This is a genomic window from Nocardioides dilutus (assembly GCF_054779555.1).
The window spans coordinates 1-22,826 of sequence record NZ_BAAGYA010000002.1; the positions used below are offsets into that span (position 1 = coordinate 1).

Consider the following 22,826-nt stretch of genomic DNA (forward strand, 5'->3'; position numbering starts at 1 on the left):
CGCGGTCATGGTCGACACCTTCGCGCCCCTCGACCTGGGCGAGGGCGGCCTGGCCGTCGAGGACCCGGCGTACGCGTGGTCGTGGGCTGGTCGGGGCCCCGAGGGCGGCGACAGCCCGGCGGTGTTCTCCAACAGCTAGAGCTCCCGCTGCATACAGACCGACGTCGCGCTGTCGACGTAGGGCCCGAACCGCGGCACCACCTCGAAGCCGTGCCGTGCGTAGAACCTCATCGCGGCGTGCTGCTTGTCGCCGGTCTCGAGTCGCACCGTGGTCGCGCCCTGGGCCCGCGCGTGCTCGACCAGCGCCTCGATCACCGCGTCCGCGACGCCCTGGCCGCGGTGGCCCGGGTCGACGTAGAACCGCTTGAGCTCGGCGAAGCCACCCTCCTGGAGCTCGACCCCGCCGATGCCCACACACCGGCCCCCGGCGCGGGCACCGACCAGGTGTACGCCGGACTGCTCGAGCTGGTCGAGGGAGTAGCCGAACGTCTCCTCGTCGGAGTAGCCGCTGTCGGCGAGCTCGGCGGTCAGCGCGTCGATGAGCCCGGCGACCTCCGGGTCGCGCACGGAGGCGGGGGCGAGGTCGAGCACGGCGAGAGATTAGCCGTCCGTATCGTGTGGGGCATGCGCTCCTGGCCGACCGTCCTCGCCGCTGCCGCACTCTCCATCTCCCTCGCCGGGAGCCTCGGCGCGTGCGGGGACGACGGCGAGGACCCCTCGGCCGAGGACACCGCGACCGCGTCGAGCAGCCCGACCCCCAGTGAGACGGCCTCACCCAGCGCCTCGGAGTCCGCCGTCGCGACCGAGACGCCGAGCGAGACGCCGTCACCCACCGAGGAGGCGGGCACCGTCGTGGTCATCTCCATCGAGGGTGACCAGATCAAGCCCGGCGGCGACCGGATCGAGGTCGAGCGCGGCGAGGTGGTGACCCTGAAGATCACCAGCGACCGCGCCGGCGAGCTGCACGTGCACAGCAAGCCCGAGCAGTACGTCGAGTTCGAGGAGGGGACCTCCAACCACAAGCTGGCGATCGACGCGCCGGGGATCGTGGACGTCGAGGACCACGAGACCGGGTTCGTGATCGTCCAGCTCGCGGTCCAGTAACTATTCGACGGCCTGGCCGGTCAGGACGCGGTAGGTGTAGGCGCCGCCAAGCAGCACCACGGGGAGCGCGAGGAGCAGGCCCACCCCGCACAGCGCGGCGCCGGCGGCGACCACCAGGCCGGCGAGCACGAACCACACGAGCGACTCGGTGAGGCGGCTCCTGACCAGGTCGACGCTGGCCCGGATGGCCTCCCTGGGACCGTGCCCCCGGTCGATGACGAAGAACAGGCTCCACTGGGTCAGGAAGGCGACCGCCAGGCCCGGGAGGTAGCACAGGAGCGAGCCTAGGAACGTGCCCCCGGCGATGACCAGGCCGGTCGTGACGATGCGGCCGAGACCCTCGGTGCGCAGGACGTCGCGGGCCTCGAACGGCCGGCCCTGCGTGACGCCCAGCGCGCCCCGCAGGAACCCCGCCCCGAACACCTGCGCGGCGACGACGAGCAACCCGACACCGGCGGCTCCGACCAGCAGGCTGAGCCCGAGCCCGGTGGTGACGTCGACGAAGCGCGCCTGGAGCAGGACCCCGACCGCCGCGGCAACGGTGAGCCCGGCCGCGAGGACCAGCACGCCCAGGACGTAGGACGAGGGGTCACCGCGGAACCGGGCCCAGCCGTAGCCGAGGGCGTCGCCCACGTTCCAGCGCATGGGCGCTGGGTGACTGTCGGCGTCAGCCGATCTTCATCACCTGCGTGCCGCCGGCGAACTTGTCGAACCAGTGCTGGCGCTTGACGGGGTCGCCGTTGATGCCGACGGCGATGAGGATGACCGCCGCCAGCTGGGCGAGCCCGGAGAGCCACCAGACGAACGGGATGACCGAGATGATGCCCGCCGCGGCCCAGATGTTGCGGCGGATCGCCTGCTCCATGGTCGGGTTGCTGACGCCGTCGGGGCCGAAGACCTTGAGCTTCATGACGATCTTGCCGACCGTCTGGCCTCGCGACGACTCCATGTAGGCGAAGTAGCCGGTGTAGAGCACGGCCGAGAGCACGCCGATGATCAGGTAGTAGAAGTAGACCTCGGAGCCGGATCGGTAGCCGGTGATGAGCGCGCCGCCGACGATGCCGGCGATGATCGCGTAGATCACGCCCAGGATGACGCCGTCGATGAGCTTGGCCAGGAACCGGTCCACCAGCTCGCCGGGACGGGGGACCCCCTGGGCCATGGCGGCAGCGGGCGGGGGTGCCGACGCGGCCGGCGGTGGCGGCGTCGACGCGGGAGGAGGCGGCGGCGGAGGGGCGGCGCTCTGCCCGGGGTCGGGGGCGGCCGGCGGCGGCGTGGGCTCGCCGGGGGCGCCGGTGGGAGGCTCGTTGGTGCTCATATTGCTCCTTCAGGGGTGTGGGCACGCGTCCCGAGACGTTGCCGATCGGCCCGAACCTAGTCGTTCAGACGCCCTCTGGACAGGACCCGCACGGGTCATTCGCCAGCTGGTGTGTGACATGTGCGTGACGTGCCCGTGGCCCAGCGAGGCAGGATGGCCGGGTGAGCCGCAAGCCGCCGGTGCGCGACATCGACGAGAACGACCTGGAGGTCGAGGCGGCCGATCGCGCGGCGGCCGGCCCGAGGGCGGTCGCGGTGGCGATGAAGCGCGCCGTCGAGCAGATGGGGGTCACCCGCGCAGCGAGGACGCTGCGCCGGCTCAACCAGGTCGACGGCTTCGACTGCCAGGGCTGCGCCTGGCCGGACCCCGCCCCGGACCAGCGGCACCATGTGGAGTTCTGTGAGAACGGCGCCAAGGCGGTCACCGAGGAGGCGACTCGACGCCTCCTCGACCGGTCCTTCTTCGCCGCACACCCGATTGCGGACCTGGCGGACAAGACCGACTACTGGCTCGGCCAGCAGGGCCGGATCACTGAGCCGATGGTGCTGCGAGCCGGGGCGACCCACTACGAGCCGATCGGCTGGGACGACGCGTTCGCGATGGTGGCGGGGCACCTGCGCGGCCTGGCCTCGCCGGACGAGGCGGTGTTCTACACCTCGGGCAAGACGTCCAACGAGGCGGCGTTCGCCTACCAGCTGTTCGTCCGCGCCTTCGGCACCAACAACCTCCCCGACTGCTCGAACATGTGCCACGAGTCCACGTCGGTGGGGCTGGCAGAGACGATCGGCATCGGCAAGGGGTCGGTGTCGCTCGAGGACATCCACCGGGCCGAGCTGATCGTGATCGCTGGCCAGAACCCCGGCACCAACCATCCCCGGATGCTGATGGCGCTGGAGAAGGCCAAGAGCAACGGCGCGAGGATCATCGCGGTCAACCCGCTGCGCGAGGCGGGCCTGGTGAGGTTCAAGAACCCGCAGAAACCGCGCGGCTGGGTCAGCGGCGGCACACCGCTGGCCGACCTGCATCTGCCGATCCGGCTCAACGGCGACCTGGCGCTGTTCCAGGCGATCGGGTCGCTGCTGCTGGAGTGGGACTCTGCCGATCCCTCCCACCACACCGTCGACCACGACTTCGTCGCCCAGCACACGACCGGGTACGAGCAGTGGGCTGCGCACGTCGGCGACCTCGACTGGGACGTCGTACGCCGGGCGACCGGCCTGACCCGCGAGCAGATCGAGGAGGCCGCGGCGATGTTCCGCGACTCCCGGGCGACCGTCACCTGCTGGGCGATGGGCATCACCCAGCACCGCAACGCGGTGGCTACGGTCAAGGAGTTCGTCAACGTGGCGCTGCTCCAGGGCAACATCGGCAAGCCGGGCGCCGGGCTGTGCCCGGTGCGTGGTCACTCCAACGTGCAGGGCGACCGCACGATGGGCATCTGGGAGCGCCCGAAGCCGGAGTTCCTCGACGCCCTCGAGCGCGAGTTCGGCTTCGCGCCGCCCCGGGAGCCCGGCTTCGACACGGTCGAGGCGGTCCGGGCGCTCCGGGACGGCCGGGCCCGGGTGTTCTTCGCGATGGGCGGCAACTTCGTCTCGGCCGTGTCCGACACCGACGTCACCGAGGAGGCGATGCGCCGGGCCGACCTCACCGTGCACGTCTCCACGAAGCTCAACCGCTCGCACGTCGTCACCGGCCGCGAGGCGCTGATCCTCCCGGCGCTGGGCCGCAGCGAGCGGGACCGGACCGGGGGCCATGACCAGCGGGTCACCGTCGAGGACTCGATGTCGGCGGTCCACGCCTCGAAGGGGCCGCTCGAGCCGGCCTCGGCGGACCTGCGCTCCGAGGTCGACATCGTCTGCTCGCTCGCCGAGGCGACCCTTGGCCAAGAAGGGGAAGGTGCCCACGACCTGCCGTGGGCCGCCTACCGGTCCGACTACGCCGCCATCCGCAGGTCGATCGCCAACGTGGTGCCGGGCTGCGCGGCGTACGACGAGAAGGTCGACCAGCCCGGGGGCTTCGTGCTGCCGCACCCACCGCGTGACTCGCGGGAGTTCCCGACCGCGGCGGGCCGGGCGGTGTTCTCGGTCAGTCCCATCGACGTGCTCGAGGTGCCCGAGGGCCGGCTGCTCCTGCAGACGCTGCGCTCGCACGACCAGTTCAACACCACGATCTACGGCCTCGACGACCGCTACCGCGGGGTCAAGGGCGGGCGGCGGGTCGTGTTCGTTCACCCGGATGACATCGCCCACCTCGGCTTCGCCGATGGCGACCAAGTCGACCTGGTGAGCGAGTGGCGCGACGGCTCCGAGCGCGCCGCCGTCGACTTCCGGATCGTGTCCTACGACCAGCCGCGCGGGTGCGCCGCGGCCTACTACCCGGAGACCAACCCGCTCGTCCCGCTCGACTCCAACGCCGAGGGCAGCAACACTCCGACCTCGAAGTCGGTGGTCATCCGGCTCGAGCGGCCCGGAGGTCGCCGTACCGGGGTCATCCGCGCGGCCGCCGACGCGCACGAGACCGGGCACAAACGGCAGACTGATCCGGTTCAGCAGTCATGACCGTGGAGATCCTGACCCCGCGCGAGGTCCCGCTGGGCGGGCTGCGCGCCATGACGGTGCGCCGCACGTTGCCCCAGCGGCAGCGCTCCTTGATCGGGGCCTGGTGCTTCCTCGACCACTACGGCCCGGACGACGTGGCGGAGACCGGCGGCATGTCCGTGGCCCCGCACCCGCACACCGGGCTGCAGACCGTGAGCTGGCTGTTCACCGGCGAGATCGAGCACCGCGACAGCGCCGGCCACCACGCCCTGGTGCGCCCCGGCGAGCTCAACCTGATGACCGCGGGGCACGGCATCAGCCACTCCGAGGTCTCGACGTCGGCCACGACGACCCTGCACGGCGCGCAGCTCTGGGTGGCGCTCCCGGACGCCGCCCGGGACGGCACGCCGGGCTTCGAGCACTACGCGCCGCCCGAGGTCACCGGAGACGGCTGGGCGGTCCGGGTGTTCATCGGCTCGCTGCTCGGCTCGACCTCGCCGGTGGCCACCGCGACCCCATTGCTCGGTGCGGAGATCCTGCTCGATCCGAGGGCGCGGCTCGAGGTCGACGTCGACACGTCGTACGAACACGGGGTCCTGGCCGACACCGGCGTCGTCCGCGCGGACGGCGCCGAGGTCAAGGCGCACGAGCTCGCCTACCTGGCTCCCGGCTCCGCGCGCCTCACGCTCGAGGCAGGGGACGACGGCGCCCGGCTGCTGCTGCTCGGAGGGCCGCCGTTCGGCGAGCCGATCGTCATGTGGTGGAACTTCGTGGGCCGCACCCACGAGGAGGTCGTGGCCCACCGCGACGCCTGGCAGGCGCAGCTGGCGGCGGGCTACGCCGACGGCCGCTTCGGCATCCCTGTCGGCAACGAGATGCCGCCGATCCCGGCCCCGCCGCTGCCCAACGCCCGGCTCAAGGAACGCCGCTGACCTCGCACCATCTCGGCCACCAGGTGACCGAGAGGCTGCGCGGTCTCACGCGGCTGGCTCGGCGGCGATCGTGCAGCCTGGTCCGCAAGGGGTGACCACGCCGTCCCAGCCGCGCGCCCCGAGGACTCCGCCGACGATCAGGGCGAGCCGGCACGGCTCGAGCACCTGCCCCCATCCGACGCGCATCGTCACCTGGCCGACGACGGTGGCCTCCAGGTCACGCTCGAGGTCCTGCCAGCGGTCGGCTGCCTCCTCGTGGCCGACCCGTCCGTCGAGTTCGACCGAGGTGGCGTGCTCGACGTAGTCGACGTCCCGGTAAGCCACCGTCTTGCCCGGCCGGACCCTGCGCTGGCGCTGTGCCGTCGGCAGCCCGTGCGGCCGCTCCACGTCGGCGAGGTAGTGCTGCTCGAGCACCGAGTAGGCCCCCACGGCGACGTCGCCCAGGATCTCCAGCAGCAGGGCACGATGCCGCAGCCGGGTCAGGTCGGCCAGTCTGCCGACCAGGCGCCCCACCGTCGTCTTGCCCTGCTGCACGGCGTCGGCGACCACGGCAAGCGCATCGTCGGGTCGCTCGCGACGAGACGCTTCGAAGAGCAGGGCGTACTCCAGCCGCATCCGCGGCGGCGACGTGTTCAGACGGCACCTAGCATCGAAATCCTTCACCCGCTCCACCCGGATGCCGCCGACGGGTCGCACATAGCGCTCGGCGGCGATGCAGACCACGATGGGGCCATCCGTCCGCTGCCCGCGGATCCCTTCGGCATGCAGGGCCGACGACCCAGCCAAGGCAGCCGGCTCGTGCATGAGCACGGCGGCCCAGGCTCGCTGGCGCCAGGTCGGCGGCCCGGTGTGCTCGACGAACACCCCGCTGAACATCCGGGCCCACTCTCGGCGTCTCACCAGGCGACGGATGTCCTGGTCCTTCACGCCGAGGGCCGTGAGCTGCCGGCGCGAGACGACGCCGTCCTGACGCTTCAGCAGCGCACGTACGGCCTTGACGTCCATGCGGGTGAGTTTCGGGTGCGCAGCCCGCGGCTCGGCAGGTGCTCCCGCTCGGGTGTGGACGACCCCCCGGCGGCGTCGGTTGTGGAGTCTTGCTGGAGGGATACGTTGCTGCGATGGGACCAGTGACGGGGGAGGACGGCCTCGCGCGCTGCCCGTGGGCGGGGGGCCCGGGGGTTATGCGCGACTACCACGACCAGGAGTGGGGCAACCGCGTGCACGGCGAGGCGGCCTACCTCGAGCGGCTGACCCTCGAGGCGTTCCAGTCGGGCCTGTCGTGGTCGACGATCCTCAACAAGCGCGACGCGTTCCGCGAGGTCTTCCACGACTTCGACGCGGAGGCGGTCGCGGCGTTCGGACCCGACGACGAGGCCCGGCTGATGCAGGACGCCCGGATCGTCCGCAACCGCGCCAAGATCTCGGCCGCCGTGGTCAACGCCCGCGCGACGGTGGCGCTGCGGGATGCCCGCGACATCCAAGGGGGCCTGGAAGCGCTGGTCCTCTCGTTCGCGCCGGAACCGACGCCAGCCCCCGAGACGACCGAGGAGATGCTGACGGTCTCGCCGGAGTCCAAGGCCCTGTCCAAGGAGCTCAAGAGGCGAGGCTTCGCGTTCGTCGGCCCGACCACGATGCACGCGCTGATGGAGGCGATCGGGGTGTTCGACCCGCATCTGGTGGGGTGCCACCGCCGGGGTCAGTCCGGCTGAGCCACCAGCCCGGCCGACTCGATGCCGGCGACCGCCGCTATCTCGTCGTTGTCGGAGTTGTCACCGGAAACGCCTACGGCACCGAGCAGGTCGCCGTCGGCGGAGCGGATGAGCACGCCGCCGGGCACCGGGACGAGCGTGCCCACGGCGACGGTGACCGCAGCCACGAAGGAGGGGAACTGCTCGGCGCGCTCCATGTTGCGCCGCGACCCCCAGCCCATCGCGATCGCGCCGTGGGCCTTGCCGTGCGCGACCTCGAAGCGCTTGGTCGACGAGCCGTCCTCCTTCTCGACCGCGACCACGTGGCCACCGGCGTCGAGGACCACCACGGTGAGTGGGTTGAAGCCGTGCTCCCGTCCGGCGGCGCGGGTGCCGGCGATCACGGCGCGGGCCTGGTCGAGGGTGATGCCCAACGTCTGGCGCGCGCTCATGACTGCGACTCCTTGAGGGCCCGGCGGCGCCGGTGCAGGATCGGTTCGGTGTAGCCCGAGGGTTGGGTGAGCCCTTCGAAGACCAGGTCGTGGGCGGCGGCGAACGCCTGGCCGTCGTACGCCGGGCCCATCGGCCGGTAGCCCGGCTCGGCGGCGTTCTGCTCGTCGACCACGTCGGCCATCCGGCGGAACGCGGCCTCGACCTCCTCGGCGGTGACGACCCCGTGGTGCAGCCAGTTGGCGACGTGCTGGGAGGAGATGCGGCAGGTGGCGCGGTCCTCCATCAGGGCGGTGCCGTGGATGTCGGGGACCTTGGAGCAGCCGACGCCGTCGTCGATCCATCGCTTCACGTAGCCGAGGATCCCCTGGAGGTTGTTCTCGAGCTCTGCGCGCTTGTCCGCCTCGCTCCACGAGGTGTCGGTCGCGACCGGGATCGTGAGGAGGTCGGTCAGCGTGCCGCGCCGGTGCCCCTTCTGGAGGGGACCGGCGAGCTCCTCCTGCCGGGCGGCCACGTCGACCTGGTGGTAGTGCAGGGCGTGCAGCGTGGCCGCGGTGGGCGACGGCACCCACGCACAGCTCGCCCCGGCCTGCGGGTGACCGACCTTGGCCTCCAGCATCGCGGCCATCTCGTCGGGCATCGCCCACATGCCCTTGCCGATCTGGGCCCGCCCGGCCAGGCCGCACTCCAGCCCGATGTCGACGTTCTGGTCCTCGTAGGCCGCGATCCACGCCGAGGACTTCATGTCGCCCTTGCGGATCATCGGGCCGGCCAGCATCGAGGTGTGCATCTCGTCGCCGGTGCGGTCGAGGAAGCCGGTGTTGATGAAGCCGATGCGGCCACGAGCGGCGGCGATGCAGGCCTTGAGGTTGACCGACGTACGCCGCTCCTCGTCCATGATGCCGAGCTTGATCGTGTTGCGGTCGAGCTCGAGCAGGTCCTCGACCCGCGCGAACAGGTCGTCGGTGAAGGCGACCTCCTCGGGGCCGTGCATCTTGGGCTTCACGGCGTACATGGATCCGGCCCGGGAGTTGGTCAGCTCACCGCGGCCCTGCAGGTCGACCAGGCTGCACAGCGCCGTCACGACCGCGTCGAGAATGCCCTCGGGGATCTCCTCGCCGTCCAGGAGAACCGCGTCGGTCGTCATCAGCAGCCCGACCTGGCGCACGAAGAGGAGGGCGCGGCCGGGGAGGGTGACCTGGTCGTCGCGGCCGCGCGTGTAGACCCGGTCCGGCTCGAGCCGCCGGGTGAACGACTTCCCGCCCTTGGCGACCTCGGCGGCGAGGGTGCCGCGCATCAGCTCGAGCCAGGTGCGGTAGCCGGCCACCTTGTCCTCGGCGTCGACCGCGGCGACCGAGTCCTCCAGGTCGATGATCGTCGAGACCGCCGCCTCGATGAGCAGGTCCTTCACCCCGGCCGCGTCGTCCTTGCCGATCGGGTGCTCGCGGTCGAGCTGGACCTCGACGTGCAGGCCGTGGTGGACGAGCAGGACGGCCTCGGGGTCGTCGGGGGAGCCGCGGTGACCGGCGTACTGCTTGGGGTCGGCGAGCCGAGAGGTCCCCTCGTGCAGGGTGACGTGCACGCCGAGGTCGTCGACGGCGTACTGCGTGGCGTCGGCGTGGCTGCCCTTGAGCAGCGGGAAGTGCGCGTCGAGCAGCGCCCGCCCGCGGGCGATCACCTCGGCACCGCGGACCGGGTTGTACGACGCTGCGCCTGATCCCACGGAGCGCTCGCGCCCGCCGTCCTCGGCGATGGCGTCGGTGCCGTAGAGCGCGTCGTAGAGCGAGCCCCAGCGGGCGTTGGCGGCGTTGGCGGCGAACCGGGCGTTGAGCGCCGGCACCACCAGCTGTGGCCCGGCCTGGACCGCGACCTCGTCGTCGACCCGGTCGGTCTCGACCGTGACGTCCTCGGGTTCCTCGACCAGGTAGCCGATCTCCCGCAGGAAGGCCTCGTACGCCGCGGGGTCGACCGGACCAGGGGCGGCGCGGTGGTAGTCGTCCAGCCGCCGCTGCAGCTCCTCGCGGACGGCCAGCAGCGACCGGTTGCGCGGGATGAAGTCGACGAGGATCGCCTCGACCCCCGCCCAGAACGCGTCCTCGTCGACGCCGGACCCCGGCAGCGCCTCGTCGCGGACGAAGTCGTGCAGCGCCCGCGACACCTGCAGCCGGGCCAGGTCCACACGCCCGGTCTCTACGCCAGTCGTCATGCGCACAGTTCTATCTTGCTCACATGGTCGACCTCACGCCGCTGGTGTCCGCACTCGGCGATGACGTCGTGCTCGTCGACACGGACCGGATGGCCGGCTACCGCTGGGACCGCGCCAACGACCCGGACGCGGGCATGCCGCTGGCGGTCGTGCGGGCGGGCTCCACCGAGGACGTCCAGACCGCCGTCCGGTTCGCGGCCGAGCACGGCCTGGCGGTGGTGCCGCGCGGTGCCGGCAGCGGTCTGAGCGGAGGATCCTCCGCGGTCGACGGGTGCCTCGTGGTGTCGACGGAGCGGATGACCCGCGTGGAGGTCGACCCGGTCACCCGGACCCTGGTGGCCGAGCCGGGGGCGATGAACGCGGCGGTCAAGGCGGCGGCAGCGGAGCACGACCTCTGGTACCCACCCGACCCGTCGTCCTACGAGATCTGCTCCATCGGCGGCAACGTGGCCACCAACGCCGGGGGCCTGTGCTGCGTGAAGTACGGCGTCACGACCGACTACGTCCTCGGTCTCACGGTGGTCCTCGCGGACGGGACCGCGGTGGAGCTCGGCGGGCCGCGCCTCAAGGACGTCGCGGGTCTGTCACTGACCAAGCTGTTCGTCGGCAGCGAGGGCACGCTCGGCATCGTCACCCGGGTCGTGCTGCGGTTGATCCCGGCGCAACGGCCGCCGGCCACGCTCGTCGCGACGTTCGCCTCCCTCGACGAGGCCACCTCGACGGTGCTGGCGATCACCCGGCGGATGCGCCCGTCGATGCTCGAGTTCATGGACCGCACCACCATCAACGCGGTCGAGGACATGACCCGGATGGGCCTGGACCGCTCGGCCGCCGCGCTGCTCGTCGTCCAGTCCGACGAGCCGGCCGAGCATGCGGGAGTCGAGATCGCCACCATCACCGGCATCTGCGAGGCGCACGGCGCCACGGAGGTCTTCGCGACCGACGACCCGGAGGAAGGCGAGGCCTTCGTCGTCGCCCGGCGCAACGCGATACCAGCGGTCGAGCGCACCGGCACCCTGCTGCTCGAGGACGTCGGCGTACCCCTGCCCCAGCTCGGTGCGTTGGTCGACGGCATCGCGGCGATCGCGCAGGCCCACGACGTCACCATCGCGGTCATCGCCCACGCCGGCGACGGCAACACCCATCCGCTGATCGTGTTCGACCCGACCGACGCCGACCTCACGGCCCGGGCGCAGAAGGCGTACGGCGAGGTGATGTCGCTGGCGATCGAGCTGGGCGGCACCATCACCGGTGAGCACGGCGTCGGTCGCCTCAAGAAGCCGTGGCTGGTCGACCAGATCGGCGATGATGCGCTCGAGCTCAACCGCAGGGTGAAGAACGCGCTCGACCCGCTGGGGATCCTCAACCCAGGAGCAGTCTTCTGATCGTTCACCCCCGCGAGTTTCGGCCCCGGCCCACGACGGACGCTCGCTCCGCTCGCGGGCTTCGCTGTCCATCGTGGGCGCGAAGCCGATCGCGGGGCGCGCTCGCTCCCCTCGCCATCGCTCGCGTCGGTCGCTTCGCTCCCTCGCTCGCAGCGATTGCTCGCCGCGCACTAGGTTCCTCGGGTGACGAATCGGGTTCATGCTTTCGACGACGACGCGCTGGGGTCCCACGACGCCGTCGGGCTCGTGGGGGCGCTGCACGCCGGCGAGGTCTCCGTCGCCGAGGTGGTGGAGGCGGCCATCGCCCGGGCCGAGAAGGTCGAGCCGCAGCTCAACGCGATCGCGCACCGAGGCTACGACCGGGCGCGCGCCGAGGCGAAGGACCCCCGGCCCGGCTTCTTCGCCGGCGTACCCACCTGGATCAAGGACAACTCGCTCCTCGAGGGCATGCCCACCCGACACGGCACGGACGCCTGGGACCCGCCACCGGACACCGCCGACGGAGACTTCGCCCGGATGTACCTCGCCGCCGGCGCGATCCCGCTCGGCAAGAGCCGGCTCTCCGAATACGGCTTCCTGCCCACGTGCGAGCACCCTCGCCTCGGCCCGGTGCACTGCCCGTGGGACACCACTCGCACCGCCGGAGCCTCGTCGGCAGGTTCGGCGGCGCTGGTCGCGGCGGGCGTCGTCCCGATCGCGCACGCCAACGACGGCGGCGGCTCGATCCGGATCCCGGCCTCCGTCAACGGGCTGGTCGGCCTCAAGCCCACCCGCGGCCGGATCCCGACCGACAAGCTGGCCCGGGAACAGCCGGTGCAGATCGTCGCCGACGGGGTGGTCACCCGCAGTGTCCGCGACACGGCGGCGTTCATGCGTGAGGCCGAGCGGATCTACCGCCACCTCAAGCTGCCACCTATCGGCGACCTGACCCGGCCTACCAAGGCCCGGCTGCGGATCGCCGTGCAGACCAGCGCGCTGGACCGGGACGCCTCGCCGGAGGTCACCGAGCTGACCATGAAGACGGCCGCACTGCTGGAGTCTCTCGGCCACCACGTCGAGGAGGCGTCCCTCCCCGTCGCGCCGAGCTTCCAGGAGGACTTCCTCCTCTACTGGGCCACGCTGGCGGTGTTCCTGACCCGCAACGGCCGCCGTCTGCACGGGCCGAGCTGGCTGCTGGACAACCACGACCAGTTCACCTTCGGCCTGGCCTCCCACGCGCTGCGGCGCCTGCCCAAGGTGCCACTGGCGATCGCCCGGCTGCGGGCCGCCCGCCGCTCTGCGGAGCGGTTCTTCTCCACCTACGACGTGCACCTGTCGCCCACGCTGGCCAGCGAGACCCCGGTCATCGGCCACCTCGACCCGATGCAGGACTTCGAGGTCACCCTCGACCGGCTCTTGCAGTGGATGTCGATCACGCCCTACCAGAACGTCACCGGTCAGCCCGCGATCTCGCTCCCGCTCGCCACCACCGCAGCAGGCCTGCCGCAGGGGATGATGTTCAGCGCCGGCGCGGGCCGTGAGGGACGGCTGATCGAGCTGGCCTACGAGCTCGAGGAGGCGAGTCCGTTCGCCTCCATCCAGGCGTGATCAACCGATTTCACCCCCGCCCGGAGCCGCATGTATCGTTCTCCGCTGTTGCCCCTTTAGCTCAGTCGGCAGAGCGTCTCCATGGTAAGGAGAAGGTCTACGGTTCGATTCCGTAAAGGGGCTCTCCCGTGGCGGGGTAGCTCAGGTGGTTAGAGCACACGGCTCATAATCGTGGTGTCGCGGGTTCGAGTCCCGCCCCCGCTACCAGTTCCCGGCTCCACCGTTTCGCCCGCAACCTAAGGATTCCCCGTGGCCAGCAAGAGCTCCGACGTCCGCCCCAAGATCACGCTCGCGTGTGTGGAGTGCAAGGAGCGCAACTACATCACCAAGAAGAACCGCCGCAACGACCCTGACCGGATGGAGCTGGCCAAGTTCTGCCCGCGCTGCCGCAAGCACCAGCCGCACCGCGAGACCCGCTGACCCTGCCCCGGCGCTAGCCTCGGGAGATGCCCGTCGACCAGTCCCTCGTCGGCCGGACGTTCCCGCCCACGGCCGCCCACGAGGTGACCGAGGACCGGCTCCGCGACTTCGCCGACGCCGTGGGCGTGACGTACGACGGCGGGCACGCCCCGCCGACCTACCCGATCGTGCTGGCCTTCGACGCGATGAACGCGTTCCTCCAGGCCGAGGCGATCGACCTGTTCCGGATCGTGCACGGCGAGCAGAAGTTTTCCTACGAGCGGCCGATCGTGGCCGGTGACGTGCTGACGGCGACCCTGACCGTCGCGAGCCTGCGCCAGATCGCGGGCAACGACATCATCGGGACGACCAGCGAGGTCACTGACTCCTCCGGTGTGCTGGTCTGCTCGACCAGCGCGACCCTGGTCCATCGGGGCCCGGACGCATGACCCTCGACAGCAAGGTCTTCACGATCACCCGCGCCGACCTGGTGCGCTACGCCGCCGCGAGCGGCGACCACAACCCCATCCACCAGGACGACGAGGTCGCCCGGAGCGTCGGGCTGCCCGGGGTGATCGCGCACGGGATGTACACGATGGCGCTGGCGGCACGGGCGGTCACCGAGTGGTTCCCGGACGCAGAGGTCGTCAGTCTCGGCTGCAAGTTCACCAACCCGGTCGTCGTCCCGGCCGAGGGCGGCGTGGACGTCGAGGTCGCGGGGGAGGCCAAGGGGCCGGTCGACGGGCTCACCACGGTCGCGCTCACCGTCACCTGCGAGGGGCAGAAGGTGCTCGGCATGCCCAAAGCAGTCATCCGTGCCCACTGAAACGACGCAGCGGCTCGCCGACCACACCACCCTGCGACTCGGCGGCCCGGCGCGCGAGTGGGTCACCGCGACGACCGAGGCTGAGCTGGTCGCAGCGTTGGACACGGCCGAGCCGGTGCTGGTCGTGGGCGGCGGCAGCAACCTGGTGGTCGCCGACGACGGTTTCGCCGGCCGAGTGGTCGAGGTCGCCACCCGTGGCGTGGTGCCGGACATCGAGTCCACCGCCGACCCGTCCTGCGGTGGAGTTCTGGTCAGGGTCGCGGCAGGCGAGAGCTGGGACGACCTCGTCGCGCAGGCCGTGGACCGGGGCTGGGTCGGCATCGAGGCGCTCTCCGGCATTCCGGGGCGGGTGGGCGCCACGCCGATCCAGAACGTCGGGGCCTACGGCCAGGAGGTGTCGCAGACCATCGCGAACGTCCGGGTGTGGGACCGGCAGCTGCGGGGCGTGCGCACCTTCGCCAACGCCGACTGCGGCTTCGGCTACCGGACCTCGCGCTTCAAGGCGGACCCCGAGCGGCACGTCGTCCTCGACGTCACGTTCCAGCTCGCCGTGGGGACGCTCGGGACGCCGGTCCGCTACGCCGAGCTCGCCCGCACCCTCGGCGTCGAGGAGGGCGGACGCCCACCACTCGGCGTGGTCCGCGAGGCGGTCCTCGAGCTGCGCCGCGGCAAGGGCATGGTGCTGGACCCGGCCGACCACGACACCTGGAGCGCCGGCTCGTTCTTCACCAACCCGGTCCTCGCCGCTGCCGAGGTCCCGGAGGGCGCACCCTCCTGGCCGCAGGCGGACGGCCGGGTCAAGACCAGCGCCGCCTGGCTGATCGAGCACGCCGGCTTCGCCAAGGGCCACGGCGCCGGTCGAGGCTCAGGCCGGGTCGCTCTGTCCGGCAAGCACGTCCTGGCCCTCACCAACAGGGGCGGCGCCACGACCGAGGAGCTGCTCGCGCTGGCCCGCGAGGTGCGCGACGGCGTCGAGGCGGCGTACGGCGTCCGGTTGGTCAACGAGCCCGTGCTCGTCGGCTGCACCCTCTGAGCGTCGCGACCCAGTTCAGACGAGGGACCAGCCGCTGCCGATCAGCACGGCGATCCCGACGAAGCCGGCGAGGACCAGCAGACCGAAGACACTGCCGACGACGCCCATCACGACGCCGGCCTGCGCCGCCCCACGGTTGCGGTAGACGCCGGGCGAGGCGTCGATCTCCCGTTTCGCCCGGGCGCCCACGACCCAGGCGAAGGGGGCGAGGAACACCCCTGGGATGGTCACGCAGCAGAACAACGAGAGCCCCAGGCAGACCAGGGCGACGATGCCGAGGACCATCGCGTTCTGCGCGCCCTTGTGGTCCTGGCCGCCGACGAGCGGGGGACCGTACGCCGGGGTCCAGCCCGCTCCCCAGGCGGTGCCGGGCGGACCTGTCATCGGCGGCGGTGGTGCGGGAGGCGGCACGTAGCCCGGACCGGAGGGCTGGCTGGCCGCGCCGGAGGGCGACGTGAACGGGTTGTCCGGCTCGCCGGTGCCGTAGCTCCGGTGCGTGAACGGCATCGTTTCCTCGGGCTCGTCGCCGTGGCCGCCGGTCACGTTTTCATCCTGTCAGCCAGTCCTCGATCCCGGACAGCAGGCGACTCCGCACGTCATCCGGTGCGGTCGAGGCTCGCACGGACATCCGGGCCAGCTCGGCCAGCTGGGCATCGCTCAGGTCGTGCGCGGCCCGCATGGTGGCGTACTGCGCCGCCAGCCGGGACCCGAAGAGCAGCGGGTCGTCCGCGCCCAGGGCCACCGTCGCTCCCGCTTCCAGCAACGTCGGCAGCGGCACCGACGACAGGTCGCTGTAGACGCCGAGGGCGACGTTGGAGACCGGACACACCTCCAGCGGGATGCCGGCGTCGACGACCCGGGCCAGCAGATCCGGGTCCTCGGCGGTGCGGACGCCGTGCCCGAGCCGGTGCGCATGCAGGTCGTCGAGGCAGACCCGCACGTGCTCCGGACCCCGGAGCTCGCCGCCATGCGGCACCAGCACCAGCCCGGCCCGCTCCGCGATCCGGAACGCCGGCGCGAAGTCGTGGGTGCTGCCGCGGCGCTCGTCGTTGGACAGGCCGAAGCCGACGACCCCGCGCCCGGCGTACTGCGCGGCCAGCCGGGCCAGGGTTCGCGCGTCCAGCGGGTGCCGGGTGCGGTTGGCCGCGATGACCACCGCCACCCCGACGCCGGTCGCCGTCGACGCGTCCCGCACGCAGTCGAGGACCAGGTCGGTGAACGCCGTGACGCCGCCGAACCGGGCGGCGTAGCCGCTCGGGTCCACCTGGATCTCCAGCCACCCCCCGCCGTCGCGGGCGTCGTCCTCGGCGGCCTCGCGCACCAGGCGGCGTACGTCGTCGGGGGTGCGCAGCACGGAGCGGGCGACGTCGTAGAGGCGCTGGAAGCGGAACCACCCCTTCTCGTCCGCCGCGCTGAGCCGCGGGGGCCACTCGGACACCAGCGAGTCCGGGAGCGCGATGCCGTCGCGAGCGGCGAGCTCGAGCAGCGTCTCGTGCCGCATCGAGCCCGTGAAGTGAAGGTGGAGATGGGCCTTCGGCAGGGAACGCAGGTCCCTGTGTCGCTCGTTGGCAACTGCGGTTGGTGCTTTTGGAGGGCCCACGGTCACATGCGTAGACTGCCTCTTCGGTGGATTCCCACATGCTTTGCCATGCCCGGAGGTCGCTGACTCACGTCACGGCCACTGGGTCGGGAACCGTCGAAGGGCACTAGCTCAACTGGCAGAGCATCGGTCTCCAAAACCGAAGGTTGGGGGTTCAAGTCCCTCGTGCCCTGCAGATCGATCGAGCAGATCAAGACAACAGATCAACGACAACCAGGCGAACGAAGGTGAGAGGCGTGACGGACAGCAAGGCCGTCCGTGGGCCACGCGACAACAGTCGTGACAAGGGTCCCGAGGGCCGCACCAGCATCCCCACCTTCTACCGGCAGATCGTCGCCGAGCTGCGCAAGGTCGTCTGGCCGACGCAGGAGCAGCTGGTCACCTACTTCACGGTGGTCATGGTCTTCGTCCTCGTGATGATGGCGATCGTGTCCGGGCTGGACCTCGGGTTCGGCAAGCTGGCCTTCGAGGTCTTCACCGGCCGTTCGTCGGAGTGACCACCGGGCCGAAGCGGCCCGCCCCCCGAGCAACAAACAATGGAGCAAACGCGTGTCTGAGCAGTACGAGCAGGACGGCCCGGTCGAGGTCGACGCCATCGACGAGGCAGCCGACGAGGCAGCCGACGACGCAGCCGACGACGCAGCCGACCCCTCCGCCGAGGGTGTCGCCGAGGACGCGCTCGTCGAGTCCGTCCTCGAGGACGTGGTCGAGGACCAGCCGGCCGAGGACGAGCTGTTCGTCGGCGACGCGGACGACGCGGACGACGCGGACGATGCTGCGGCCGACGAGGTCGAGGCTGCCGACGACGCGGCCGACGACGCAGCCGACGACGCAGCCGACGACGCAGCCGAGGCCGCTGCCGACGACCTGGACGACCTGAGTGGCTCCGACGACGACGAGCCCGGCCCGGCCGACCCCCTCGAGGCGTTCCGCGCCGAGCTGTGGGCCAAGCCTGGCGACTGGTTCGTGGTGCACACCTACTCCGGCATGGAGAACCGGGTGAAGTCCAACCTCGAGAACCGGATCATCTCCTTGAACATGGAGGACTACATCCACGAGATCGTGGTCCCCACCGAGGAGGTCGCCGAGATCAAGAACGGCCAGCGCAAGATGGTCAAGCGGACCGTCCTGCCCGGCTACGTCCTGGTGCGCATGGACCTCACCGACGAGTCGTGGGCCGCGGTCCGCCACACCCCGTCGGTCACCGGGTTCGTCGGCCACAGCCACCAGCCGGTGCCGCTGAGCATGGACGAGGTCGAGAGCATGCTGGCCCCCGCCGTGGTGGCCCGCGCCGAGGCCGAGGCGGTCGCCGCCGGCACGTCCAAGGGCGGTGCCACCACCGCCAAGAAGCCCGTCGAGGTCGCCGACTTCGAGGTGCAGGACTCCGTCATGGTGGTCGACGGCCCGTTCGCCACGCTGCACGCCACGATCACCGAGATCAACCCCGAGTCGCAGCGCGTCAAGGCGCTCGTCGAGATCTTCGGCCGGGAGACCCCGGTCGAGCTGAGCTTCAGCCAGATCCAGAAGGTCTGACCGGAGCCCAGCGAAGCAGCACCCCTGTGGCAGGGCGTCGAAGGTCGGCGTCCGCGATGACCACGAGAAGAAAGTAGAAGAGCAATGCCTCCCAAGAAGAAGATCGCTGCCCTGGTCAAGGTGCAGCTGCAGGCCGGCGCAGCGTCGCCCGCCCCGCCCGTCGGCACCGCGCTCGGTCCCCACGGCGTCAACATCATGGACTTCTGCAAGGCCTACAACGCCCAGACGGAGTCGATGCGCGGCAACGTCATCCCGGTCGAGATCACGATCTACGAGGACCGGTCGTTCACGTTCATCACCAAGACCCCGCCGGCCGCCGAGCTGATCAAGAAGGCCGCGGGGCTCCAGAAGGGCTCAGGCGTCCCGCACAAGGAGAAGGTCGGCAAGCTGACCAAGGACCAGGTCCGCGAGATCGCCCAGACCAAGCTCCCCGACCTCAACGCCAACGACATCGAGGCGGCAATGAAGATCGTCGAGGGCACCGCCCGCTCCATGGGCGTCACCACGGAGGGGAACTGACATGCAGCGCAGCAAGACCTACCGCGCGGCGGCCGAGATGTTCGACAAGGACGAGCTCCACGCCCCGCTGACCGCGATCAAGCTCGCCAAGAGCGGCTCCAAGAAGAAGTTCGACGAGACCGTCGACGTGGTGATGCGCCTCGGCGTCGACCCGCGCAAGGCCGACCAGATGGTCCGCGGCACTGTCAACCTCCCGCACGGCACCGGCAAGACCGCCCGGGTGCTCGTCTTCGCCAACGCCGAGAAGGCCGACGCCGCCCGTGAGGCCGGCGCCGACGTCGTCGGCGGCGACGAGCTGATCGAGAAGGTCAACGGCGGCTGGCTCGAGTTCGACGCCGTGGTCGCGACCCCGGACATGATGGGCAAGGTCGGCCGTCTCGGTCGCGTGCTCGGTCCCCGCGGCCTGATGCCGAACCCCAAGACCGGCACCGTGACGCCCGACCCGGCCAAGGCTGTGGCGGACATCAAGGGCGGCAAGATCGAGTTCCGCACCGACCGGCACGCCAACCTGCACTTCATCATCGGCAAGGCGTCGTTCTCCGAGGCCCAGCTGGCCGAGAACTACGCCGCCGCCCTCGAGGAGGTGCTGCGGCTCAAGCCGGCCAGCTCCAAGGGCCGCTACATCCGCAAGGTCACGGTCTCCACGACCATGGGCCCCGGCGTCCAGGTCGACCCCAACCGCACCAAGAACGTCGCGTCCGAGGACGAGGCGTCCGCCTGATCATCGCTGGTTGAGGTGCGAGCGCAGCGAACCTCGCGCCTCGCACCTCAACCAGCGGTGAGCTGCTCGGCTGCCGCGAGCGAGACGCAGGTGGCCACGCCGGCCATCGCGGTCTCGACGTCGGCCAGCGACGGGAAGGTCGGGGCGAGCCGGATGTTGCGGTCGTTGGGGTCGTTGCCGTGCGGGAAGGCCGAGCCGGCCGGAGTGAGCGCGATGCCGGCCTCCTTGGCCAGCTGGACCACGCGCGACGCGGTGCCGTCCAGGACGTCGAGGTTGACGAAGTAGCCGCCCGACGGCTTGGACCACGCGGCGATGCCCAGCCCGGCGAGCTCCGCGGTCAGCGCCGCGTCCACCGCCTGGAACTTCGGGGCGATGATGTCGCGGTGCTTGCGCATGTGGGCGCGTAGCCCGTCGGCGTCCTTGAAGAACTCGACGTGGCGCAGGTGGTTGACCTTGTCAGGCCCGATCGAGGCCATCGCCAGGTGCTTGAGATACCAAGCCTTGTTGTTCGCCGAGAGCGCCAGGACCGACACACCGGCGCCCGCGAAGGTGATCTTGGACGTCGACGCGAACACGATGGGCCGGTCCGGGTGCCCGGCGGCTGCGGCCAGGCTCAGCGCGTCGGCGCTCTTGGCCTCCTCCTCGGTGAGGTGGTGGAACGCATAGGCGTTGTCCCAGAAGATCCGGAAGTCGGGTGCCGCCGACGGCATCGCCATCAGCTCCGCGGCGACCTCCTGCGAGCACACCGCGCCGGTCGGGTTGGCGTGCGTCGGCACGATCCACATGCCCTTGACGGCAGGGTCGGACTCGACGAGCGCGCGCACGGCACCGAGGTCCGGGCCGTCGTGGTGCATCGGCACGCTCAGCATCTCGATGCCGAAGTCCGCGAGCATCGTGAAGTGCCGGTCGTAGCCCGGGACCGGGCAGACGAACTTCACGACCGGCTCGTCCTTCCACGGTCGCTGGGACCCGGGCCCGCCCCAGAGCAGCAGGAACGTGATCACCTGGTGCATCACGCTCAGACTCGAGTTGCCGCCGCACAGGACCTGCTCCGGCTCGACCCACAGCAGCTCGGCGAAGATCTCGCGGAGCTCGGTGAGCCCCTCGAGACCACCGTAGTTGCGCACGTCGGCCCCGGACCGGTCGACGGTCGTGGTCGGCAGCCGCAGCAGGTCGTTGGACAGGTCAAGCTGCTCGCTCGCGGGCTTGCCCCGGGTCAGGTCCAGCTTGAGCCCCTTGGCCTGCAGCTCGGCGTACGCCGCCTGGCGGTCGGTGAGGAAGGCGGCGAGGTCGGCGGGGGAAAGGTCGGCCAGGGGAGTGGTCAGCGGAACGGTCACAACAACGATCCTCTCAGCCGGCGCCACGCGGTTTCGAGACGGCTCACTCGTCCCTCGCAGGCTCGGTCCGAGTCGAGCCTCCTCAACCTCCTCGCTTCCCGCTCCGCACTCGCAAGCTCGCGCGGAGCGCGCTCGGAGATTTGGCCCGGACGTCCCCGGCGCCGTACGGTGAACCCCGTAACCAGAGACCGCCGGTGGTCGGGTGCGTGCACCAGACCGAAGGTTCCGCGGAAGCGGACGGCCTGCGCAGGGGACAGAGCAGCACTCCGCTGAATCCTTCCGATTCGCCGGATGTCACGCCCTGAGCCTGCGCTCGGGGCGTTCGTCATTCCGGGGGACCCGGCCACCGGGGCCGAGACTTGTGGAAGGAGACCGATGGCGCGGGCAGACAAGCAAGCCGCCGTCGCGGAGATCGTCGAGTCGTTCAACGACTCCGCCGGTGCCGTGCTCACCGAGTATCGCGGTCTCACCGTCAAGGAGCTGCAGGACCTGCGCCGCTCCCTGGGTGAGAACGCCGACTACGCCGTGGTCAAGAACACCCTGGCCAAGCTGGCTGCCACCGAGGTCGGCATCTCCGGCTTCGAAGAGCTGCTGACCGGTCCCACCGCGATCGCCTTCATCAAGGGCGACGTGGTCGAGGCCGCCAAGGGGCTGCGTGACTTCGCCAAGACCAACCCGGCCCTGGTGATCAAGGGCGGCATCCTCGACGGCAAGCAGCTCGACGCGAGCGAGATCACCAAGCTCGCCTCGCTCGAGTCGCGCGAGGTGCTCCTGGCCAAGCTCGCGGGCGCCATGCTCGCCTCGCTCAGCCAGGCCGTCTACCTGTTCAACGCGCCGCTCGCCCAGGCCGCCCGCCTCGCGGGCGCGCTGCAGGCGAAGGCCGAGCAGGACCCCTCGATCCTCGCCGGCGGTGCCGGAGAGGCCCCGGCCGTCGAGGCCGAGCCCGAGGCGCCCGAGGCGACCGAGGCGACCGAGCCAGACACCACCGAGACGACCGAGGCCCCCACGGCCGAGGACGCCAGCACCGAAGCCTGAAAGACCACCACCCTGTAAACCCGGCCGCTCCGGCGGTCACATCTGAAAGGTTGCGCCACCATGGCCAAGCTCAGCACTGACGAACTCCTCGACGTGTTCAAGGAGATGACCCTCATCGAGCTCAGCGAGTTCGTGAAGCAGTTCGAGGACACCTTCGGCGTCACCGCGGCCGCCCCTGTCGCCGTGGCCGCCGCCCCCGCTGCGGGCGGCGCCGCCGCTGCCGGCGGTGCCGACGAGGCCGCTGACCAGGACGAGTTCGACGTCATCCTCGAGTCCGCCGGTGACAAGAAGATCAACGTCATCAAGGAGGTGCGTGCCCTGACCTCCCTCGGTCTCAAGGAGGCCAAGGACCTGGTCGAGTCCGCGCCCAAGCCGGTCGTCGAGAAGGTCACCAAGGACGCTGCCGCGAAGGCCAAGGAGGCCCTCGAGGGCGCCGGCGCCACGGTCACCGTCAAGTAGCACCCGCAGCACCACCGTTCCACCGGCTCGCCGGGGACGGCGTCTCACTCGCAGAGACGCTCGTCCCCGGCGAGTTCTGCGTTGGCCCGCGTGACGCCGGTCGCATCCGACGCGTAACCTCGCTGCGGCACCGACGTTGTTACTGGTCAGTGGGACG

The 22,826-nt window shown here is 71.0% G+C and carries 25 protein-coding genes and 3 tRNA genes; 19 read left to right on the plus strand and 9 right to left on the minus strand.

Translation table 11 applies throughout. From position 1 onward, the window contains the following. Positions 1–135: 135 nt before the first annotated feature. A complete protein-coding gene (locus ACYVC6_RS09475; RefSeq protein ID WP_460713352.1) occupies positions 136–591 on the minus strand; it encodes a GNAT family N-acetyltransferase in 456 nt (151 codons plus the stop codon). A 33-nt stretch (positions 592–624) separates the two neighbouring features. Here ACYVC6_RS09475 and ACYVC6_RS09480 point away from each other — a divergent pair, with 33 nt between their 5' ends. Further along, complete coding sequence (locus ACYVC6_RS09480; protein ID WP_460713354.1) at positions 625–1,104, plus strand: hypothetical protein; 480 nt, start codon at positions 625–627, stop codon at positions 1,102–1,104. On the opposite strand, the gene ACYVC6_RS09485 is transcribed toward ACYVC6_RS09480, so the two are convergent. Both ACYVC6_RS09485 and ACYVC6_RS09490 read right to left on the minus strand, forming a co-directional pair. Next, positions 1,105–1,749, minus strand: coding sequence for a hypothetical protein (locus ACYVC6_RS09485; protein ID WP_460713356.1), 645 nt, complete (start codon positions 1,747–1,749; stop codon positions 1,105–1,107). A 22-nt stretch (positions 1,750–1,771) separates the two neighbouring features. Next, positions 1,772–2,422, minus strand: a complete 651-nt coding sequence (locus tag ACYVC6_RS09490) for an RDD family protein (protein ID WP_460713358.1) — start codon at positions 2,420–2,422, stop codon at positions 1,772–1,774. Between the two features lie 161 nt (positions 2,423–2,583). On the opposite strand from ACYVC6_RS09490, the gene ACYVC6_RS09495 reads away from it, so the two are divergent. Both ACYVC6_RS09495 and ACYVC6_RS09500 read left to right on the plus strand, forming a co-directional pair. Then, a complete protein-coding gene (locus tag ACYVC6_RS09495; RefSeq protein WP_460713360.1) occupies positions 2,584–4,980 on the plus strand; it encodes an FdhF/YdeP family oxidoreductase in 2,397 nt (798 codons plus the stop codon). Further along, positions 4,977–5,891, plus strand: a complete 915-nt coding sequence (locus ACYVC6_RS09500) for a pirin family protein (protein ID WP_460713362.1) — start codon at positions 4,977–4,979, stop codon at positions 5,889–5,891. The genes ACYVC6_RS09495 and ACYVC6_RS09500 overlap by 4 nt, the downstream gene beginning before the upstream one ends. A gap of 45 nt (positions 5,892–5,936) precedes the next feature. On the opposite strand, the gene ACYVC6_RS09505 is transcribed toward ACYVC6_RS09500, so the two are convergent. Next, on the minus strand, positions 5,937–6,896 hold the full coding sequence (locus ACYVC6_RS09505) for a type IV toxin-antitoxin system AbiEi family antitoxin domain-containing protein (protein ID WP_460713364.1): 960 nt from the start codon (positions 6,894–6,896) through the stop codon (positions 5,937–5,939). Between the two features lie 113 nt (positions 6,897–7,009). On the opposite strand from ACYVC6_RS09505, the gene ACYVC6_RS09510 reads away from it, so the two are divergent. Continuing rightward, positions 7,010–7,600 carry a DNA-3-methyladenine glycosylase I gene (locus ACYVC6_RS09510; protein WP_460713366.1) on the plus strand — a complete coding sequence of 197 codons (591 nt, stop codon included), beginning with the start codon at positions 7,010–7,012 and terminating at the stop codon, positions 7,598–7,600. Here the strand turns inward: ACYVC6_RS09510 and ACYVC6_RS09515 are convergent. Then, positions 7,588–8,031 (minus strand): GlcG/HbpS family heme-binding protein, encoded by a 444-nt coding sequence (locus ACYVC6_RS09515; protein WP_460713368.1) that lies wholly within the window; start codon positions 8,029–8,031, stop codon positions 7,588–7,590. The two genes, ACYVC6_RS09510 and ACYVC6_RS09515, sit on opposite strands and share 13 nt — an antisense overlap. Continuing rightward, entirely contained in the window at positions 8,028–10,235 is a 2,208-nt protein-coding gene (locus ACYVC6_RS09520; RefSeq protein ID WP_460713370.1) for a malate synthase G, read from the minus strand. The genes ACYVC6_RS09515 and ACYVC6_RS09520 overlap by 4 nt, the downstream gene beginning before the upstream one ends. 23 nt (positions 10,236–10,258) lie before the next feature. Here ACYVC6_RS09520 and ACYVC6_RS09525 point away from each other — a divergent pair, with 23 nt between their 5' ends. The 8 genes from ACYVC6_RS09525 to ACYVC6_RS09560 all read left to right on the plus strand — a co-directional run bounded on the left by ACYVC6_RS09525 (position 10,259) and on the right by ACYVC6_RS09560 (position 15,465). Then, positions 10,259–11,620, plus strand: coding sequence for an FAD-binding oxidoreductase (locus ACYVC6_RS09525; protein ID WP_460713372.1), 1,362 nt, complete (start codon positions 10,259–10,261; stop codon positions 11,618–11,620). 183 nt (positions 11,621–11,803) lie between these two features. Next, a complete protein-coding gene (locus tag ACYVC6_RS09530) occupies positions 11,804–13,207 on the plus strand; it encodes an amidase (RefSeq protein WP_460713374.1) in 1,404 nt (467 codons plus the stop codon). 50 nt (positions 13,208–13,257) lie between these two features. Then, a tRNA-Thr gene (locus ACYVC6_RS09535) sits at positions 13,258–13,330 on the plus strand. A gap of 7 nt (positions 13,331–13,337) precedes the next feature. Beyond that, positions 13,338–13,414 (plus strand) — tRNA-Met (locus ACYVC6_RS09540). A 42-nt stretch (positions 13,415–13,456) separates the two neighbouring features. Beyond that, positions 13,457–13,627 carry a 50S ribosomal protein L33 gene (gene rpmG / locus ACYVC6_RS09545; RefSeq protein ID WP_292677334.1) on the plus strand — a complete coding sequence of 57 codons (171 nt, stop codon included), beginning with the start codon at positions 13,457–13,459 and terminating at the stop codon, positions 13,625–13,627. A gap of 26 nt (positions 13,628–13,653) precedes the next feature. Further along, complete coding sequence (locus tag ACYVC6_RS09550) at positions 13,654–14,055, plus strand: FAS1-like dehydratase domain-containing protein (RefSeq protein WP_460713376.1); 402 nt, start codon at positions 13,654–13,656, stop codon at positions 14,053–14,055. Beyond that, positions 14,052–14,432 (plus strand): MaoC/PaaZ C-terminal domain-containing protein, encoded by a 381-nt coding sequence (locus ACYVC6_RS09555; RefSeq protein WP_460713378.1) that lies wholly within the window; start codon positions 14,052–14,054, stop codon positions 14,430–14,432. The genes ACYVC6_RS09550 and ACYVC6_RS09555 overlap by 4 nt, the downstream gene beginning before the upstream one ends. Continuing rightward, the gene (locus ACYVC6_RS09560) at positions 14,422–15,465 is read left to right on the plus strand and encodes a UDP-N-acetylmuramate dehydrogenase (RefSeq protein ID WP_460713380.1); all 1,044 of its coding nucleotides are present in this window, start codon (positions 14,422–14,424) and stop codon (positions 15,463–15,465) included. The genes ACYVC6_RS09555 and ACYVC6_RS09560 overlap by 11 nt, the downstream gene beginning before the upstream one ends. Positions 15,466–15,480: 15 nt before the next feature. Here ACYVC6_RS09560 and ACYVC6_RS09565 read toward each other — a convergent pair whose 3' ends face one another. Together ACYVC6_RS09565 and ACYVC6_RS09570 are read right to left on the minus strand one after the other, a co-directional pair. Then, positions 15,481–16,008 carry a hypothetical protein gene (locus ACYVC6_RS09565; protein WP_460713382.1) on the minus strand — a complete coding sequence of 176 codons (528 nt, stop codon included), beginning with the start codon at positions 16,006–16,008 and terminating at the stop codon, positions 15,481–15,483. Between the two features lie 4 nt (positions 16,009–16,012). Beyond that, positions 16,013–17,065 (minus strand): adenosine deaminase, encoded by a 1,053-nt coding sequence (locus ACYVC6_RS09570; RefSeq protein WP_460715322.1) that lies wholly within the window; start codon positions 17,063–17,065, stop codon positions 16,013–16,015. 100 nt (positions 17,066–17,165) lie between these two features. Here ACYVC6_RS09570 and ACYVC6_RS09575 point away from each other — a divergent pair. The 5 genes from ACYVC6_RS09575 (at position 17,166) to rplA (ending at position 19,838) form a co-directional block, all read left to right on the plus strand. Then, a tRNA-Trp gene (locus tag ACYVC6_RS09575) sits at positions 17,166–17,238 on the plus strand. Between the two features lie 63 nt (positions 17,239–17,301). Further along, positions 17,302–17,562: a preprotein translocase subunit SecE gene (secE, locus tag ACYVC6_RS09580; RefSeq protein WP_460713384.1), complete on the plus strand. Its 261-nt coding sequence runs from the start codon at positions 17,302–17,304 to the stop codon at positions 17,560–17,562. A 205-nt stretch (positions 17,563–17,767) separates the two neighbouring features. Then, the gene (gene nusG / locus ACYVC6_RS09585) at positions 17,768–18,598 is read left to right on the plus strand and encodes a transcription termination/antitermination protein NusG (protein ID WP_460715323.1); all 831 of its coding nucleotides are present in this window, start codon (positions 17,768–17,770) and stop codon (positions 18,596–18,598) included. 84 nt (positions 18,599–18,682) lie between these two features. After that, on the plus strand, positions 18,683–19,117 hold the full coding sequence (gene rplK, locus ACYVC6_RS09590) for a 50S ribosomal protein L11 (RefSeq protein WP_460713386.1): 435 nt from the start codon (positions 18,683–18,685) through the stop codon (positions 19,115–19,117). Between the two features lies 1 nt (position 19,118). Beyond that, positions 19,119–19,838, plus strand: a complete 720-nt coding sequence (gene rplA / locus ACYVC6_RS09595; protein ID WP_460713388.1) for a 50S ribosomal protein L1 — start codon at positions 19,119–19,121, stop codon at positions 19,836–19,838. A 47-nt stretch (positions 19,839–19,885) separates the two neighbouring features. Here rplA and ACYVC6_RS09600 read toward each other — a convergent pair whose 3' ends face one another. Beyond that, the gene (locus ACYVC6_RS09600; protein ID WP_460715324.1) at positions 19,886–21,163 is read right to left on the minus strand and encodes a PLP-dependent aminotransferase family protein; all 1,278 of its coding nucleotides are present in this window, start codon (positions 21,161–21,163) and stop codon (positions 19,886–19,888) included. A 387-nt stretch (positions 21,164–21,550) separates the two neighbouring features. On the opposite strand from ACYVC6_RS09600, the gene rplJ reads away from it, so the two are divergent. Together rplJ and rplL are read left to right on the plus strand one after the other, a co-directional pair. Then, positions 21,551–22,210 carry a 50S ribosomal protein L10 gene (gene rplJ / locus ACYVC6_RS09605; RefSeq protein ID WP_460713390.1) on the plus strand — a complete coding sequence of 220 codons (660 nt, stop codon included), beginning with the start codon at positions 21,551–21,553 and terminating at the stop codon, positions 22,208–22,210. A 60-nt stretch (positions 22,211–22,270) separates the two neighbouring features. After that, complete coding sequence (gene rplL, locus ACYVC6_RS09610) at positions 22,271–22,669, plus strand: 50S ribosomal protein L7/L12 (protein WP_460713392.1); 399 nt, start codon at positions 22,271–22,273, stop codon at positions 22,667–22,669. Positions 22,670–22,826 lie beyond the last annotated feature (157 nt).